We start from the raw sequence: 17,021 nt of genomic DNA, 5'->3' as shown, positions 1-17,021 counted from the left end.
ATTCCCTCGGTGTAGAAGATCCGGGTCGCCGTGTTGAGGAGCCGCGCTCGCGCCTCAGAGATGTTGCCGCCTTCAGTACTCCGACTCATAACCACAAGATTACCAAAGGATAGAACGTTCGGTCTTGACAGACGGTGAGGTGTGCCCCGTTTACTGTAGGTAGACCGAACGTTCTCCCCTCGCTTGGGTGGTGCCTCATGGCTCTCCGTCGCTACCTCATCTTCCTTGGCTTCGCCCTGACCGCCGTGACGGGCTCCGCGAGCGCCCTGCCGCTCATCGCGTCCCACTCGTCGGCTTCCGGCGGTGCGAAGTCGGGGGAGTCTGCCGGAGAGCAGACCGTGGTGCTGGGGGTGGACCTCGACCGGTCGGTGGCGAGCGTTGTGCCGGTTTCGCCGCGGGGCTGAACCGCTGCGGAGTTCATGCCGGTGGGGCGTCCATGTCATGCCACCGCCTGCTCGCGCTCGGCGCGCCGGAACTGCGGCCGACATCCGCTCCCGGCAGTCCCGCCCCGCCGAATTGTGTGCACATTACGCAGCTTTATATGTATGGTCGAGCCATTTAAATGTCCGTGACTGTCGCCGGCTGGGAGGTTGGACAGCTCCACATCGAAGGCCGCGCAAATCTAGCCACCACTACCCGACGTCTGTAGAGTGAGCGTTACATACAGGCGTCGGGGTGTTTAACACGCTCTTCGTGGTGACGCCCTCCATCGTCATCCCTCGCGGAACTCTCTGACGAGGTCTGGATCAAGCATCGCGATGAAGCGAGGTCTTCATGAGCATTCTTGAGCAGGTTAAAGACGGGCCGATGAGCCGTGCCCAAATCAGGGCAGTGGTGCTGTGCCTCACCATGAATCTGGTCGATGGGTTCGACCTCCTGGCGACTTCCTTCGTAGGCCCGACGATCACTCGTGAATGGGGCCTTTCCCCGTCGCAAGTGGGACTGCTGCTCAGTAGCGGCCTGGCGGGTATGGCATTCGGGGCGCTGTTTCTCGCTCCGCTTGCCGATCGTGTCGGACGGCGCCGCTTGACGCTCAGCGGCCTCGCGATGGCGTCGCTGGGCATGCTGTTCGCAGCGCTGTCGCAGAACTTCGCTCAGCTCATCGCCAGTCGGCTGATAACCGGAGCGGCAGTGGGAGTGATGGCGGCCAGCTTGCCGGTGCTCGCCTCCGAGTACGCCAACAACAGACGGAGAGGGCTGGCCATCGCCTTGATCACGACCGGCTACGGTCTGGGTTCGGTGATCGCTGGTATCAGTACGAGCCTTCTGCTGAGCCCGTACGGCTGGCGATCGGTTTTCATCGTCGGAAGCATCGCCACAGCGGTCCTCTTCGCGCTGGGACTCCGTTTCCTTCCCGAGTCGATGGACTACCTCGTCGCCTGCCGTCCCCGTGACGCTCTGGCCAGGCTGAATCGGATCCTCGTCTCGATGGGGCACGGCGAGGTCGGTGAACTCCCCCAGAAGCAGGCGTCGTCGGGCAAGGTGGCGGTCGAATCGCTGTTCCGTGGGCGCAACGTCCTTCGGACCGTGCTGATTTGGCTCGCGTTCACCTCGGCGATGACGACGTTCTACTTCGCGAGTTCGTGGACCCCCAGTCTCCTGCTCGAAGCGGGCATGTCCAATCAGCAAGGCATCAGCGGTGGCGTGCTCTTCAGTCTGGGCGGTGTCCTGGGAGCCGTGCTGCTGGGGGTACTGGCTTCTCGTATCGAGCCCCGCCGGCTGACTGCCGTCTACTTCGGTGTCGCCGCACTCGCACTCGTTCTCTTCTCCGTTTCGCTCGGCTCGCTCGCCGGCGCGCTCCTCGTCGCGGTGCTCGTCGGGCTCCTGCTCAACGGTTCGGTTTCGGGGATCAACGTCATCATTCCGACGGTCTATCCCGCGGAAGCGCGTGCGACAGCGCTCGGCCTGGCCGTGGCGGTCAGCCGACTCGGCGCCGTGCTGGCACCCCTGCTCGCGGGTTTCCTGCTCGAGGCGGGATGGGCGCCCGAATCCATGTTCCGCGTGTTCGCGATACCGGCCTTGATCGGCGGGCTCTCCACCGTCCTCCTCCGTCGCGAGGGTCTTCGCCGGAACGCCGAGGAAGCGTTGACTGTGCCGCACATCGCCAAGGGTGCCGCATAGGGGTGCATGGTCACCCCGGTAGGGGACATGACGTGGAAGCGGCATCGAATCCCGTCGGTGGTGACGAATCCCGTCGGTGGTGACCAACAAGGACGGTGACGTTGAACGCGGTGCCTGGGCCGACCCGGTTGGCGCCGCGCTCAGCGCGTCCGGAGGACGGCGCCGCACGGGCCGGTTGCCGGACCGTGCGGCGGAAGAGCCGTACCCGTACTCGTCCGGCAACGCGGGATGGTCACGCGCAGGCCCGGGACAACCACACACCGGTCCGTGCGCGCATCATGCGGGACCTATCATGAGCCTATGGTGAAGGGAAACGACTCCGTATCGGCCACTGCCAACTTGAGCAGCCGTGATGCCATCCTCGATGCGGCGCGTACCCTCGTGGCGGACCGTGGGTACGACGGCATGGCCATTTCAGACCTGTCGGCACAGTCCGGGTTGCCGGCCAGCTCCATCTACTACCACTTCGGCAACAAGCTCGGCGTTCTCGCGGCGCTGCTCGACCGCACCTTCAACGAGCTGCACGCTCTGCTCCCGAACCCGTCCTCGTTCGATGACCGTCAGCCGCTGGAGCGGTTCGAGGCGTGGTTCACGGAGGCGTGCGCCTCCCTCGACCAGCGGCCCGACTACCTCCGCCTCCTGCTGGCCATCAGTGTCGGTCCGCACAAGGACGCCGAGATCGTGAAGACTACCGTGCGTCGTATCCGCGAGTACGCTCACGCGTCATGGGTGGAGGCCCTCACCCCCGTGTTCGCCGCGAACGGCGGCCCGGTCGACGAAAAGTTCATCGACGAACTGGCCGTGCTCGGGAGGGCCATGACGGACGGGCTGTCACTGACCAATACCTTCGACGGTATGAGTTACAGCGCGCATGCAGCACCCTTCATCACCTTGATCCGTGGTCTGGCGGCCCAGTCCGGCAAGTAGAAGAAGTGACCACATAGGGTTCCACCGTGGAGTGATCGACACAGGGTCCTCCATCGAGCCGGGCTAGGTGTACCGAACGCCCCCCGGGCTCCACGGCCGGCGCCAGTGAGTGATGCGCCGCATGTGGCTCGTGCCGTGTCGCCACACGGTGTCCGGCGCCGTGTTCCCCGTGCAGGTGCTCAGCCGTCACTGCGTGTCCAGTGGCGGGACTCAGCGTCGCGAACCCTTGATATCAACCCTCGTTTCCGTATAGTGAGCGTTACATACACACAGTCTGGGGGTGTGAGAGTGACCAGCACAGTGGATGTTGGGGACGCGGATCTCGCCTACGTCGAGTCCGGTACCGGTAGCCCGGTCATTTGGTTGCACGGCTCAGGGCCCGGCGCCACGGGCATGAGCAACTTCGGCGGAAACCTGCCGGCTTTTGAGGACTACCGGAACATCGTGATAGACCTCCCGGGCTGGGGTCACTCCCCGAGGCCTGCGACGGATGAGCCGTTGATCTTCCACGCGGCTGAACGGGTGTGCCGCGCGATGACCGCTCTCGGGATCGAGCGGGCACATCTCGTCGGCAACTCGTACGGTGGTGGCGTCGCGATGCGGATCGCCATGACCCACCCCGACCGTGTGGACCGCGTCGTTCTCATGGCGCCAGGCGGGGTTCTGCCGACGGACGCCCCTCCGTGGCCGGTCGGGCTGGAGCACCTCTTCAACTACATGGCGGCCGAGAAGCCCTCGCGTGACGACATGGCGCAATTCGTTCGCCTCATGGTGTACGACCAGGCTCTCGCCACAGACGCGCTGATCGACGAACGGTACGAGTCGAGTCTCCGTGCCCACCCCGAGCTGCCGATTCCCCCCAACTTCGGTGACCTCACCCCTGACCTGGGTCTCATCTCCGCGCCCACTCTGCTCGTATGGGGGCGGGAGGACCAGACCGTCCCACTGACCTGGGCGGCCAGGATCCTCCAGGGCATCCCCCATGCCGAACTTCGTGTTCTGCCTCACTGTCGTCACTGGGTGCAGTACGAGCGGGCGCCTGAGTTCAACCACATCGTCCGTGAGTTTCTGCGCGGCGGGGCCGCGGCGGCGGCACGAGGGGAGTGATTCCGGCATGGGCATATCCAAGCTGGGATACGTCGGTCTCAACGTCAGCGATCTCGACGCGTGGATCGACCTCTTCGGCAGCACGCTGGGGGTCGGCGTCACCTTCGACAAGATCGGCACGGAGAGCGTCGCCCTGGCCGAACTCGACGTGTACAAGTACCGCCTGGCTCTCTACTCGTCTGGGGAAGACCGCCCGCGTGAGGTCGGCTGGATCGTCGATTCGGCGAGTGAACTCGACAGAATCACGGGGCGGCTGACCGCGGCCGGCTTCAGCGTCCACGAGGGCACTGCGGACGAGACGGCGCTTCGCGGTGCCACCCACCTGCGCTGGTTCACCGATCCGGTCGGGTACCGGGTTGAGTTGGCGGTCGGGGCGGCCAAAGTCCGGCCCGGCCCGGCCCGCCCGGTCGACGCGAGTCCAGGCGTCATCGGCCTCGGCCACCTGGTCCTTGCCAGTCCCAAGCTCGACGAACTCCGGGAACTGTACGAGTCGGTCCTCGAGTTCAAACTGACCGACTATCGAAATCCCGGTCTGTACTTTCTGCGCTGCAACAGGACACACCACAGCATCGCGCTCGCGCGGGCAGAGACGACGTCCATTCATCACCTCGAGATCGAACACGACTCGATCGACGACGTGGGACGAGCCCATGATCGCGCAGAAGCCCATGGTGTGCCCATCACGATCAGCCTCGGTCGGCATATGAATGACAAGGCGATCTCGTTCTACGTCAGGAATCCCAGCGGGTTCCACCTGGAGATAGGGTGCGGCGGCATCGAGGTGGGTGAGGACTGGGTGCCACACGACTTCGGGACCTCGGATGTTTGGGGCCACCGGCACGCGAACGCCAACCCCTTCGCCTCGCCGGTGTCGTGATGAGTGCTCCGACGGGTCCCGATCTCTCCGGGCGGCGTGCGGTGGTCACTGGCGCGGCGAGTGGCATCGGTGCGGCTGTGGCCGCGCGACTGGCTGCGCTGCGAGCCCACGTCGTGGTGTGTGACATCGACGCGGACGGCGCGGAGCGGACGGCCGAGCGGATCGGTGGCGAGCCGCTGGTGCTGGACCTGAGCCGGACGGTGGACCTCGCCGATCTGCAACTCGAGGCGGACATCCTGGTCAACAACGCCGGGATACAGGACGTGGCGCCTGTCGAACGGTTCAGCCCCGAGAAGTTCGCCTTCATGCTGCGGCTGATGCTGGAAGCCCCCTTCCTGCTCAGCCGAGCGGTTCTTCCGTACATGTACGAGGGGGGCTGGGGACGGATCGTGCACATCTCCAGCGTGCACGGTCTTCGCGCCAGCCAGTACAAGGCCGCGTACGTCAGCGCCAAGCACGGGCTCCAGGGTCTCTCCAAGGTCATCGCACTGGAAGGGGCGGCCAAGGGTGTCACCAGCAACTGTGTGTGCCCCGGATATGTGCGCACCCCGCTGGTGGAGAACCAGTTGGCGGACCAGGCGGAGATGCATGGGCTGAGTGTCGACGAGGTGATGACGGAAGTACTGCTGGCGCGGTCGGCGATGAAGCGCCTCATCGACCCGGATGAGGTCGCCGGGACGGTTGCCTTCCTGTGCTCACCGGAAGCCACATCCATCACCGGCACTCAACTGACCGTCGACGGAGGTTGGAGCGCCTCCTGAGCGCACCCGGGCCCGCGGTTCCGCCTGCCGGCACTGTGATGGCAGGTTCCGTCCTCCGCGCGCCGGAGGCCGCCGCGGTGCCGAGAACCCGCTGGATGCCCGCTGTTCCATGACACGGAGCGCCTTTTGGCACAGGAAGTCCAGTACTCCAACACCTGATCCAGAATCTTTCATCGCGGAGGTCCGCGTATGTCCGGTGTCCCACCTGTTTCCGAATTCTCCACCACCGTCCAGGAGGTCGCCGATCTGCTGGCGGACGCGGCCGCGAGCGGGAAGCCGTGTCCCCCGGTCCGGAGTCTGATCTCCGCAGGGGATGTCAGCACCGCTTACGCCGTGCAGCGGCTGAACACCGAACGGAGGATCGCCGCGGGGCGCCGGCTGGTCGGGCGCAAGATCGGGCTCACCTCCGAGGCCGTACAACGCCAACTCGGCGTTGATCAGCCCGACTTCGGCGCACTGCTCTCCGACATGGTGGTCCTCCAGGGCGGTCTCGTTCCCTTCCGCCGGCTGCTGCAGCCCAAGGTGGAGGCGGAGGTCGCCCTCGTCCTCAACGCCGAACTTTCGGACGTCGGCTGCACGATCGACGACGTGATCGCGGCTACGGAGTACGCGGTAGTGGCGCTGGAGATCGTGGACAGCCGCATCGCCGACTGGGACATCACCTTCGTCGACACGGTCGCGGACAACGCCTCCTCCGGCCTTTACGTGCTCGGAGAGCAGCGCGTTCCCCTTGACGACGTGGATCTGGCCACCGTCTCCATGAGCATGTCCCGGAACGGCGACGCGGCCTCCAAGGGCACTGGTGCCGCCTGCCTCGGCAGTCCGCTGAACGCCGCGCTCTGGCTGGCCCGCACCCTGGCCGAATTGGGTGATCCGCTGAGGGCAGGGGACGTCGTCCTGACGGGTGCGCTGGGGCCGATGGTCGCTGCCGTCCCGGGAGACGTTTTCGCCGCTTCGATCTCGCAGCTGGGCGACGTGTCCGTCCGGTTCGCCCCGGAACCTGCCAACGAGGGTGGAAACAGTGAGTGACCGCACCAAGGTAGCCGTCATCGGGTCGGGCAACATCGGCACCGACCTCATGATCAAGATCCTGCGACTGTCGGAGCGCCTGGAGATGGCGGCGATGGTCGGCATCGACCCGGACTCCGACGGACTGGCCCGAGCACGGCGGCTGAAGGTCGCCACCACGCACGAGGGCATCGACGGCCTCGTGAAGATGGACGAGTTCACCGACGTGGAGTTCGTCTTCGACGCGACGTCCGCCGGAGCCCACCGGCATCACGACGAGGTCCTGCGCGACCTGGGCCGGACCGTGATCGACCTGACGCCCGCTGCGGTGGGGCCGTACGTGGTGCCGCCCGTCAACCTCGACGAGCACCTCGGCGCCCAGAACGTCAACATGGTCACGTGCGGAGGACAGGCCACCATTCCGATCGTTGCCGCGGTGGGTGCTGTCACGCCCGTGCACTACGGGGAGATCATCGCCTCCATCTCGTCACGCTCCGCCGGCCCCGGCACCAGGGCCAACATCGACGAGTTCACCGAGACCACGTCCTCCGCCATCGAGAAGGTCGGCGGAGCGGCGCGGGGCAAGGCGATCATCGTCCTCAACCCGGCCGAGCCGCCTCTGATCATGCGCGACACCGTGCACTGCCTGGTCTCGGACGCCGACACCGAGGCGATCACTGAGTCGGTGGAGGCGATGGCCGGTCGCGTCCAGGCCTACGTACCCGGCTACCGGCTCAAGCAGAAGGTGCAGTTCGAGGCTGTCACAAGCGACGATCCCGTGCGCTCCCTGCTGCCGACGGACGTGGCGGGCAGCCCGACCAAGGTGTCCGTGTTCCTGGAGGTGGAGGGAGCAGCGCACTACCTGCCCGCCTACGCCGGAAACCTCGACATCATGACGTCTGCCGCGCTGCGCACAGCCGAGCGCATCGCCGACCATCGCACCGAAGGGCCCACCCGATGACCGGTCTGTACGTGCAGGACGTGACCCTGCGGGACGGCATGCACGCCGTCCGACACCGCTACACCGTGGAACAGGCCCGAGCCATCGCCGGAGCTCTGGACGCCGCCGGTGTCGCCGCCATCGAGATCGCCCACGGCGACGGCCTGTCCGGCTCGTCCATCAACTACGGCGTGGGGGCGCACACCGACTGGGAATGGATCGAGGCTGTCGCCGACGTCACGAAGAGGGCCGTCCCGACGACGCTGCTGCTGCCGGGCATCGGCACGGTGCATGATCTGCGCCAGGCCCACGCCCTGGGGATTCGGTCCGTGCGCGTCGCCACGCACTGCACCGAGGCGGACATCTCCGCCCAGCACATCAGCGCCGCACGGAAACTCGGCATGGACGTGGCGGGCTTCCTCATGATGTCCCACATGGCCGAGCCCGCCGAACTCGCCCGCCAGGCCAAGCTGATGGAGTCCTACGGCGCCCAGTGCGTCTACGTCACCGATTCCGGGGGACGCCTGACCATGGACGGCGTGCGGGAGCGCTTCCGGGCCTACCGCGACGTTCTCGACCCCTCCACGGAGCTGGGCATCCACGCCCACCACAACCTCGCCCTGGGGGTCGCCAACACGGTCGTGGCCGTCGAGAACGGTGCCGTACGTGTCGACGCTTCCCTCGCGGGCCAGGGCGCCGGGGCGGGCAACTGCCCGCTGGAGGCATTCATCGCCGTCGCCGACCTCATGGGCTGGGAGCACGGCTGCGAGCTGTTCCCGCTGATGGACGCGGCAGACGATTTGGTCAGGCCGTTGCAGGACCGGGAAGTCCGCGTGGATCGCGAAACCCTCAGCCTCGGGTACGCCGGCGTGTACTCCAGCTTTCTGCGGCACGCCGAGGCAGCCGCGGCACGCTTCGGCCTCGACACGCGGGCCATCCTGGTGGAAGTGGGGCGGCGTGGCATGGTCGGCGGCCAGGAGGACATGATCACCGACGTCGCACTCGACCTCGCCGCTGCAGGCCGCGGCTGAACGACGGGTGACGGCTTCCGCAGGGTGCCTGTGAACGGACGTGCGGGACACCGGGGAGGCTGAGCACGCGGTCGGTACCGGCAAGTTGCGGGGAGAAGTCGGCAACCGTGTGCCTGTCCGCGAGCCACACGGTTCGCGCCCGACGGGCCGTCGGACACGCACGCCCGTCTCCCCGGATCTCCGGCATGCGACTCGCTGCCGGCCTCCTCGTCCCCGCTCCAGCACCGCCAAAGGGGGCACCGCCTCCCATCACATCATTCGCGAATTTCTGCAGGTGCAGCAAGCGCTGTAGCGGAGGGACAGAACGTGGGTATCCGTAAACTTGGTTATGTAGGACTCAACGTCACCGATGTCGACGCCTGGACGTATCTGCTCGGTCGCACCCTGGGAATCGGTGTCACCACGGCGAAGTTCGGCACCGACGAAGTGGCGCTGGCCGAACTCGACGTGTTCAAGTACCGCGTTGCCCTTTACCCCTCCACGGAGGACAGCCCGCGAGAACTTGGCTGGATCGTCGATACACCGAGCGAGCTGGACAGACTCACCCGGAAGCTCACCGGTGTGGGGTTCACCGTCGTGGACGGCACCGCGGAAGAGATGGCGCTGCGCGGCGCGACCCACCTTCGCTGGTTCACCGACCCGGTCGGATACCGGGTCGAGCTGGCGGTGGGTGAAGCCAAGGCACGTACCGGTGTCGCGCGACCGGACGGGGCTCCCGGTGCCACCGGCCTCGGCCATTTCGTGCTGGCGAGCCCGAAGCTTGCTGAACTCCGAGAACTCTACGAATCCGTACTCGAGTTCAAGCTGACCGACTACCGCAACCCCGGCCTGTTCTTCTTCCGCTGCAACTCGGCGCACCACAGCATCGCGCTCGGGAGCGCCGAGACGGCGGGGCTTCACCACCTCGAGTTCGAGTACGCCTCGATCGACGACGTCGGGCGGGCCTATGACCGGGCGAAGGAGAACGGCACGCCGATCTCCATCGACCTCGGACGGCACATGAACGACAAGGCCATCTCCTTCTACGTGGAGAATCCGAGCGGCTTCCACATCGAGATCGCATGCGGCGGCATCGAAGTCGGTGACGACTGGGTGCCGCACGACTTCGGCGTCCCGAACGTGTGGGGACACCAGCATGCCCAGGCCAATCCGTTCGCTCAGGAGTAGCGAGAGGACCCTCTTGTCCCAAGGGCATGGCGGGTGTGAGGACCGCGCAGCCATGCGCCGGCGGCCTCGGCGTAGGCCGACGGGGTGCGCGAGGCCTGGCTCTTGCGCGCTCGGTGGAGCGCGTTGATGACCACGGCCAGCGGCAGGGTCAGGAACGTCAACGCGATCGCCCCGATGTGGAAGACCTCTGCGTAGGCCCCGGCGGCTCCGCTGCCACCTGCCGAGACGTTCCGGGCGAGGCCAGGATCGTAGATGCGGGCGGACAGGAGTCCGGCTGTCACCGCGGCGTAGCCCCCTACTGCGACCGCCTCACTGCCCAGACGGACGAAGTTCAGCGCACCGGCCGCGGCCCCCGCACTACGAGCGGACACAGCGGCGAGGGCCTCCCCGTCGATGAGGACGATCGGGAGCCCCCAGCCGAAGCCGAGGAGGACCATGGGGAGCACGAGGGTCCACTTCGGGGCGTCGGGGCCGAGGAGCAACATGCCGAGATCACCGACGACGAGCACGACGAGCGACACGTTGATGATCACCATGGGGGGTGATTCGGCGTACGAGGTGGACCAGTTACGTGGCGAGGACCGGAGCGACGAGCACCGGCAGCGTGAGGGGCAGGAGGAACACGCCGGCCCGGCCGGCACTCATGCCGAGGGCCGCGCTCAGCGCGACGGGTAGATAGGTCAGTAGGGTCACGTAGCGCAGGGCCCCCGCGACCGGCACCAGGATGACGGCCAGGGCGATCGCTGTTCCCGCGATGCTGATGGGCAGGCAAGAAGTGTAGGTACGAATCAGGTTGTACCTGCTGTGATGTGGCGGACAGGCGCGCCGTGCGGCCGGTCGGACAGGAGGTCGTGCCCCGCCCGGCCGGCCGTGAGTGTGCGCGACCGTCCCGGCGTCGCGTCAGCGGCTCCGGTTCCAGCCGAGGGCCGCCGGGGCGATTTGTTCGGCGATGTTCTCCAGGATCCGGAGGATCTCGTCGACTCCGAGGAGGTTGGGGATGGTGACCAGCAGGGTGTCCGCGGTGCGTACCGCTTCGTCCTTCGACAGGTCCTCCACCACCGTGTCGGGCTCCCCGATGAAGCTCTTGCCGAACCGCGACAAGGCTCCGCCGAGAACGCCGACGTGTTCTCTCGACCCCTGCGCGGCGGCGCGCCGAACAGGGCGCGGTCGCGACCCGAGACGATGGGCAGGATGCTACGCACCACCGCCACCCTGGGTGTTCCTGGATGGCCCGCACAGTGCCTGGGGGGCTCTCGAAAAACAACTCCTCGGTTTCTCAGGACAGATTCGCCAAAACGGGAGAAACCGGGGCGCCTTGCGGCGTCCGCGAACGCCGCACTCGTCCTCGCCGCACTCGGCCACACGGTTCCCGCCTGCGGCCTCACCGTGACCTCCACAGAACAACTCGCGGCGATGGCCGCACCCCACCCGATCAACACCACTGACAAACCATGGAGTTATCTTTCGACAGCCCCCTGGGGTGCGAGGAATGCGTCTTCCTCGGCCGGGCGAACTCATGGCCGCATGAGGGTCTGTCAACCGTTCGCTCCATCTGACGCCCAGATCTCAGCGATGGCCTTTTCCCGAACGTCGATGAACTCGTCGAGCCGACCCAGTGGATCCGTGTGCCGAGCCAGGTGATCCGCCAGAAGGGAGGCTTGTTGTACGGCCGACCACACACCTTGACCGTGAATCGGATTGAAACTCGCGACGCAGTCCCCGATATCCAGAAGGCCAGTGGGGAACCGACCAGAACTCGGTTTCACCCTCCGTGCACTCTGCGCATAATGGAAACTCGCCGGTTCGTCCATCGCGTCGCCTTCCGTCGCCTCCTTGAAGATGGCCGGGAGTCCTGCGCAGATGTCTCGCACATCCTGACTCGAGAATTTCACTCCGCTGTATTGTCCGATCACGACCACCTGCCACTGATCACCTTCCACGGCATAGGCGGCCACAGCGGCCAACGACCCGCCCTTTCCGGATCCTTCTGCCAGGAGCGGGCGCCCAGCGGGGAATTGGTCGAGGGCGCAGGTGACTTTCGGCAGCCGGGTTCGCCTGAACAGCGCCGTCGTATAGTCGATCCCTATGGGAACTCGCTGTGTATCGAGAGCGCGGAAGCCTTCCTTCTCCAGCCACGCCGCCATGCGACTCCCCTTTCCCATCGCATCCACCGCAACGTCGACGGCGATGGACTGCTGCTCAGCCCATCCGTCGAGTACGCGTGGGCGATAGGTGACGGCGTGAACGGCTCCGTCCAGACAGGTTATCCCCGTGGCTTGAGCCTGCAGGATCCGGATGTTCGGTGTGGATGCGAAACGGCGCCGAATCTCGTTCTCGAGGAGAGGTCTGGTGGTCATGAGCATAGTCACCGCTGGGAAATCGACCGGCGACCCCTCGGTGAAGAGCTGGTGATGTCCCGGCGGTGCCAGCAGAGCGCCGAGTCCGAGCATGTCCTCGGTGAATCCCGGGAACCAGTCCTCGATCGGCTGAATCGCCTGGGGCTGCAAGAAGTGTCCGTGCTGCCCGTGAGGAACGGAGGGGTGGGGATCCGCTCCTGTTGGAGGAGCGTCACGCTCAAGTATTACGACCTGCTCGGCGTGATTCGAGAGAACACGGGCCGCAAGCAGGCCGGAGAGGCTTCCGCCAAGGATGCATACGGTCCCGACAGGATTTCGTTCCTTGGTTTCATGCAACATACCTGAAGCCAACCATGACGCAATCGATCTTGAGTTCTCCGAGCACCGAGGTGTGACTCTTTTCACGATCTGCTCCGTCTTTATTCTCCTCACCTCGAACATGTCTCGTTATGGCCGGCGGAGCGTCCCGACGGCCTGGACGGCATTGATGACGAGGACACCGGCAACGGCACGACCCTCATCGCCGACCGCACCCCACCCGATCAACACCATTGACAAACCATGGAGACACCTTCGCCGCTGCCGCGGCCGCGTGGAGGGCGACGGCTCGGCTCCGGTGGCGACGACCTTCTGCGCGCTCGCGACGGAGCGGGCCAGGGCGACGACGTCGTGCCCCTCGGAGCGGACTCGCGCTCGAGGCGGGCTGCTCAGCGCAGGAGACCTTCGTAGTGGTGCTGCTGGAGCCGGCTTTCGATCTGCCTCACCGTCTCCAGACCCACACCGACGATGATCAGGATGCTGGTCCCACCGAACGGGAAATCCTGACTCGCCCCGGTCGTGGCCAGCGCGATGGTGGGGATGAGGGCGATGAATCCCAGGTACAGAGCCCCGGGCCAGGTGATCCGATTCAGTACGTAGCGCAGATACTCGGCGGTCGGTCGCCCGGCCCTGATCCCCGGGATGAAGCCTCCGTACTGCTTCATGTTGTCCGCCACCTCGTCCGGGTTGAAGGTGATCGCGACGTAGAAGAACGCGAAGAACACGATGAGCACGGAGTAGGTGGCGATGTAGATCGGGTGGTCGCTCTGGGAGAGGGTCCCGGTGACCCAGGTCTTCCACCTCGAGTTGCCGCTGGAGAACTGCGCCACCAGCGACGGGATGTAGAGCAGTGACGAGGCGAAGATGACCGGGATGACGCCCGCCTGGTTCAGCTTGAGCGGAATGTAGGTGGACGTGCCGCCGTAGGAGCGGCGGCCGATCATGCGCTTGGCGTACTGCACCGGGATCCGGCGCTGGGCCTGCTCGACGAACACCACGAGGCCGACCAGGGCGAGGGCGATGAGAATGACACCGCCGAACTCGATCCAGCCGTCGGCCAGGGAGCCCTGCTCCTTGATCGCCCACAGGGCGGACGGAGTTGTGCTGGCGATCGAGATGAACATCAGGATCGACATGCCGTTGCCGATGCCGCGGTCGGTGATGAGCTCACCGAGCCACATGACGACGGCCGTACCGGCGGTCATGGCGACGACCATCGTGATGGTGGTGAAGACCGAGCGGTCCGGAACGATCTGGCCCCCCACGGAGCAGTTCGGGAACAGCGCGCCACTGCGGGCGGTGGCCACCAGGCCGGTGCCCTGGAGGACGGCCAGCGCGACCGTCAGATATCGGGTGTACTGCGTGATCTTCGCCGTACCGGCCTGGCCCTCCTTCTTGAGGGCTTCCAGGCGCGGGATCACGACGGTCAGCAGCTGCAGGATGATGCTGGCGGTGATGTAGGGGAGAACGCCGAGCGCGAAGACGGTGATCTGCAGCAGCGCGCCGCCACTGAACAGGTTGACGAGCCCGAACAGCCCCTGGTTGGTGGAGGTCTGGTCAATGCACTGCTGGACCGCCCCGTAGTCGACACCGGGGACCGGGACATGGGTGCCGACGCGGTACACCACGATGATGCCGAGCGTGAAGAGCAGCTTCTTGCGCAGGTCAGGTGTCTTGAACGCGCGGGCCAACGCCACGAACACGGTGCCTCCCACGACCCTCCGTGCAGTGCCGTCGTGGGGGTCAGAGATTTCCAATGGACAACGGCACATCGGCGACGGCTGCCGCGTCAGTGATGAAACCAGTCATACGGAGGCGGTGACGGCTCTCCTCGTTGCATGCCTGGACCTGGTCACGGGGGAGTGGCACGAGCCGACCGGACCCCATGTGACCAAACGTTCTGTCTCGCCCTATCGTCGGCCTTCCCCCTCGGCGATGTCAAGACCGAACGGTCTACCTCGGTTCGGGGTGCTGTCGTCCGAGCAAGTGGGAAGCGCTGAAAGTGGGTTCTGTGCGAAGCGCTCGGCCGCCGGTGTGGCTCAGGGCGAGGAACAGGCGGCGTGTTGGGCATGCGCGACGATACGGACTTCATGGCACGCCGCGAGGCTGCCACCGTTCGAGTCTCGCCGGTGGCAGCCTCGCGCACTGTCACGGACCAGCCGTGCGGCCCGTCGGGTCACCGCCTCCTGGTCGGTCCGTGAGATGCTGTGCCGGGCAAGCTGAGCCGTTACTGACCGGCCGGTCCACCGGGGTGGCACACGGAGTCGGTCGCCGTGCTGAGCGCCTGCCGGTGGAGCCCGTCCAGGTGTTCCACCGCCGCTCCGGACACACTGGCGAGCGCGAGCTGTACCCCGCAGGCGACGGGCTTGTCGCGCACCTGCTCCGTGTCCTTGAGCTCTGCGAGCAGGGCCGTGGTCAACTGGTCGAGCTTGCTGCGGATCGGACCGAGGTCGGGACGTGTCGTGGGAGCCTCTTCGGGGTGAGCGGTCCAGCGGGTGAACAGTCCGCGCTGCACGATCTTGCTCGCGGTGATCTGGTCCCGGAAGAACGCCACCGCCGTGTCCGCGTCGACCCCGGCGGCCTCGGCCTGCTTGCGGACCGATTCCAGCACCTGTGCTTCGCGCACCGGGTCCTCGATGGGCGAGTCGGTGCCGAACTTGGACGCCGCTACATCATCACTCACCTGGATGCGTTCGATGATGAGGTCCGTGAGAGGGCCGAGCTTGCCCAGCGGCTTGGACGTCGTGCCGCTGGCGGGCCCGGTGGTCACATGCGCATCCGCGGCCATGGCCTGAGGAACAGTCAGTGCCGAGGTAGCCACCAGCAGTCCGAGGGTCGCGGCGCAGCGAGTCGTCCGGTTTCGCAGGTTCAAGGATCTGCCTCGTTTCGATGTGTGGAGGGTGGGAGGGTCGGCCGACCTCTTACGCGGGGACCGGCAGGGGGATGGCCTGGAAGACGTTGTCCGGGTCGAAGCGGCGCTTCACTTCGAGCAGCCGCGCGGTGTTCGGGCCGTAGGCGTGGGTGATCTGTGCGGTCTCGTCCCGTCCCAGCAGGTTGGGGTAGCCGCCCGGAAGGGCGTCGGAACCGAGAGCGCCGGTCAGCTTGTCGGCCCAGGAACGGTGCTCCGCCGCGCGGGTGTCGCTGGGGTCCCACAGGGCGATGATCTCGATCATGAGGTGCGGGTCGCGGTTGCCGAACGCCGTGTCCGCGACGGGGACGCGCGTTGCGGCTCCGTGCAGGCTGTGCACCGACACCGCCGAGTACGGCGAGGTCAGCGTGTTGCCCGCGAGGCTCAGCATGTCACGTACGCCTGAGGTGAGTGACGGTACTGAACGAGTGCGGATTCCGACGTGCCGACCGAAGGGGAACTGGGCGTCGATGCCCGCGAGCATGTCAGATGTGGTGGTGGGGGCGATCTGCGAGACGAGCGGTGTCCCGAGGGAGTCGAGCCGCGCCAGTGCCCGCTCTCCTGCCTCGGTGTCGTCGCCGCTCCAGGTCGGTGAGAGGAACACCACGGGTTTGCCGTCGGGGCCTGCCAGGACTCCGGACTGCACGGTCAGTTCGTCGGGGCTCTCGAGCAGAACGTCCGACAGCCCGGCCAGCACGGTGTCGGCCTGGTCCCACGGGAACAGCACTATGCCGGACAGCAGTGTGGGCACACGGTGCAGGCGGACGCGCATCGAGGTGACGAGACCGAAGTTCCCACCGCCGCCGCGCAGGGCCCAGAACAGGTCCGGTTCCCGTTCGGGGTCGGTGGTGGCGACCGAGCCGTCGGCGAGCACGACGTCAGCGGACAGCAGGTTGTCCAGGGCGAGTCCGAAGCGGCCGCTGAGCGGTCCGTAGCCCCCGCCGAGTGTCAGGCCCACCATGCCCACGGAACCCGCCGTGCCCGTCGCCGCGGTCAGACCGAAGGGCTGGGCAGCGGCCACGACGTCGGCTGCCGTGGCCCCGCCGGACACCTCGGCGACCTCGGCCACGGGGTCCACCGTCACCTGGCGCACGGCGGAAAGGTCGATGGTCAGGCCGCCGTCGCTCAGTGACCTGCCGGCCCAGTCATGGCCGCCGCCACGCACCGTCAGAGGTACTTCGCTCTCCCGCGCGGCCAGTACCGCGGCCTGGGCCTCCGACGGGTCGGCACAGCGGACGATGACGCCCGGACGGGTGGTCACGGCACCGTTCCAGATGCTCCGACCGGCGTCGTAGTCCGGCCCGGTGGCGGCCACCCGTTCCGCCGGCACGGTCCGCCGCAGAGTGTCGGCGAGCCGGGCGACGCGCCGGGGGTCGGTGGGGGACATGAGACCTCTTTCTCTGGTGCCGAAGAAGGAGCATGGGCGGCTGGACGCTCACCGGTCGGCCGCACCGACCGGCACAGGGGACGGTCCGATCGAGGTGGCCCGCAGCGGGGTG

17 protein-coding genes are annotated in these 17,021 nt (G+C 66.6%); 10 read left to right on the top strand and 7 right to left on the bottom strand.

Annotation, left to right across the window (positions count from 1 at the left end; genetic code table 11):
* Positions 1-197 precede the first annotated feature (197 nt).
* The 10 genes from ACZ470_RS38295 (at position 198) to ACZ470_RS38250 (ending at position 9,939) form a co-directional block, all read left to right on the top strand.
* On the top strand, positions 198-404 hold the full coding sequence (locus tag ACZ470_RS38295) for a hypothetical protein (RefSeq protein WP_468434591.1): 207 nt from the start codon (positions 198-200) through the stop codon (positions 402-404).
* A gap of 370 nt (positions 405-774) precedes the next feature.
* Complete coding sequence (locus ACZ470_RS38290; protein ID WP_468434590.1) at positions 775-2,121, top strand: MFS transporter; 1,347 nt, start codon at positions 775-777, stop codon at positions 2,119-2,121.
* A 300-nt stretch (positions 2,122-2,421) separates the two neighbouring features.
* Positions 2,422-3,048 (top strand): TetR/AcrR family transcriptional regulator, encoded by a 627-nt coding sequence (locus ACZ470_RS38285; protein WP_468434589.1) that lies wholly within the window; start codon positions 2,422-2,424, stop codon positions 3,046-3,048.
* 288 nt (positions 3,049-3,336) lie between these two features.
* The gene (locus tag ACZ470_RS38280; RefSeq protein ID WP_468434588.1) at positions 3,337-4,155 is read left to right on the top strand and encodes an alpha/beta fold hydrolase; all 819 of its coding nucleotides are present in this window, start codon (positions 3,337-3,339) and stop codon (positions 4,153-4,155) included.
* Positions 4,156-4,162: 7 nt separating this feature from the next.
* Complete coding sequence (locus ACZ470_RS38275; RefSeq protein ID WP_468434587.1) at positions 4,163-5,032, top strand: VOC family protein; 870 nt, start codon at positions 4,163-4,165, stop codon at positions 5,030-5,032.
* Complete coding sequence (locus ACZ470_RS38270) at positions 5,032-5,793, top strand: 3-hydroxybutyrate dehydrogenase (protein WP_468434586.1); 762 nt, start codon at positions 5,032-5,034, stop codon at positions 5,791-5,793. The genes ACZ470_RS38275 and ACZ470_RS38270 overlap by 1 nt, the downstream gene beginning before the upstream one ends.
* A 189-nt stretch (positions 5,794-5,982) precedes the next feature.
* Positions 5,983-6,822 (top strand): 2-keto-4-pentenoate hydratase, encoded by an 840-nt coding sequence (locus ACZ470_RS38265; RefSeq protein WP_468434585.1) that lies wholly within the window; start codon positions 5,983-5,985, stop codon positions 6,820-6,822.
* Positions 6,815-7,762 (top strand): acetaldehyde dehydrogenase (acetylating), encoded by a 948-nt coding sequence (locus tag ACZ470_RS38260; protein ID WP_468434584.1) that lies wholly within the window; start codon positions 6,815-6,817, stop codon positions 7,760-7,762. Before ACZ470_RS38265 ends, ACZ470_RS38260 begins: the two co-directional genes overlap by 8 nt.
* Complete coding sequence (gene dmpG, locus ACZ470_RS38255) at positions 7,759-8,772, top strand: 4-hydroxy-2-oxovalerate aldolase (RefSeq protein WP_468434583.1); 1,014 nt, start codon at positions 7,759-7,761, stop codon at positions 8,770-8,772. Before ACZ470_RS38260 ends, dmpG begins: the two co-directional genes overlap by 4 nt.
* 306 nt (positions 8,773-9,078) lie before the next feature.
* A complete protein-coding gene (locus ACZ470_RS38250; protein WP_468434582.1) occupies positions 9,079-9,939 on the top strand; it encodes a VOC family protein in 861 nt (286 codons plus the stop codon).
* Here the strand turns inward: ACZ470_RS38250 and ACZ470_RS38245 are convergent.
* The 7 genes from ACZ470_RS38245 to ACZ470_RS38215 form a co-directional block, all read right to left on the bottom strand.
* Positions 9,930-10,475 (bottom strand): MFS transporter, encoded by a 546-nt coding sequence (locus ACZ470_RS38245; RefSeq protein WP_468434581.1) that lies wholly within the window; start codon positions 10,473-10,475, stop codon positions 9,930-9,932. The two genes, ACZ470_RS38250 and ACZ470_RS38245, sit on opposite strands and share 10 nt — an antisense overlap.
* 31 nt (positions 10,476-10,506) lie before the next feature.
* A complete protein-coding gene (locus ACZ470_RS38240) occupies positions 10,507-10,632 on the bottom strand; it encodes a hypothetical protein (protein ID WP_468434580.1) in 126 nt (41 codons plus the stop codon).
* A gap of 207 nt (positions 10,633-10,839) precedes the next feature.
* On the bottom strand, positions 10,840-11,040 hold the full coding sequence (locus ACZ470_RS38235) for a hypothetical protein (protein WP_468434579.1): 201 nt from the start codon (positions 11,038-11,040) through the stop codon (positions 10,840-10,842).
* 434 nt (positions 11,041-11,474) lie between these two features.
* A complete protein-coding gene (locus ACZ470_RS38230) occupies positions 11,475-12,446 on the bottom strand; it encodes a hypothetical protein (RefSeq protein ID WP_468434578.1) in 972 nt (323 codons plus the stop codon).
* Between the two features lie 557 nt (positions 12,447-13,003).
* Positions 13,004-14,317 (bottom strand): preprotein translocase subunit SecY, encoded by a 1,314-nt coding sequence (gene secY / locus ACZ470_RS38225; RefSeq protein ID WP_468434593.1) that lies wholly within the window; start codon positions 14,315-14,317, stop codon positions 13,004-13,006.
* A 524-nt stretch (positions 14,318-14,841) separates the two neighbouring features.
* Positions 14,842-15,402 (bottom strand): chorismate mutase, encoded by a 561-nt coding sequence (locus ACZ470_RS38220; protein WP_468434577.1) that lies wholly within the window; start codon positions 15,400-15,402, stop codon positions 14,842-14,844.
* A gap of 133 nt (positions 15,403-15,535) precedes the next feature.
* Positions 15,536-16,909, bottom strand: a complete 1,374-nt coding sequence (locus tag ACZ470_RS38215) for an FAD-binding oxidoreductase (RefSeq protein ID WP_468434576.1) — start codon at positions 16,907-16,909, stop codon at positions 15,536-15,538.
* Positions 16,910-17,021: the final 112 nt, after the last annotated feature.

It is taken from the genome of Streptomyces sp. NPDC031111, from assembly GCF_055570675.1.
This window is presented reverse-complemented; position numbering and strand designations above follow the sequence as displayed.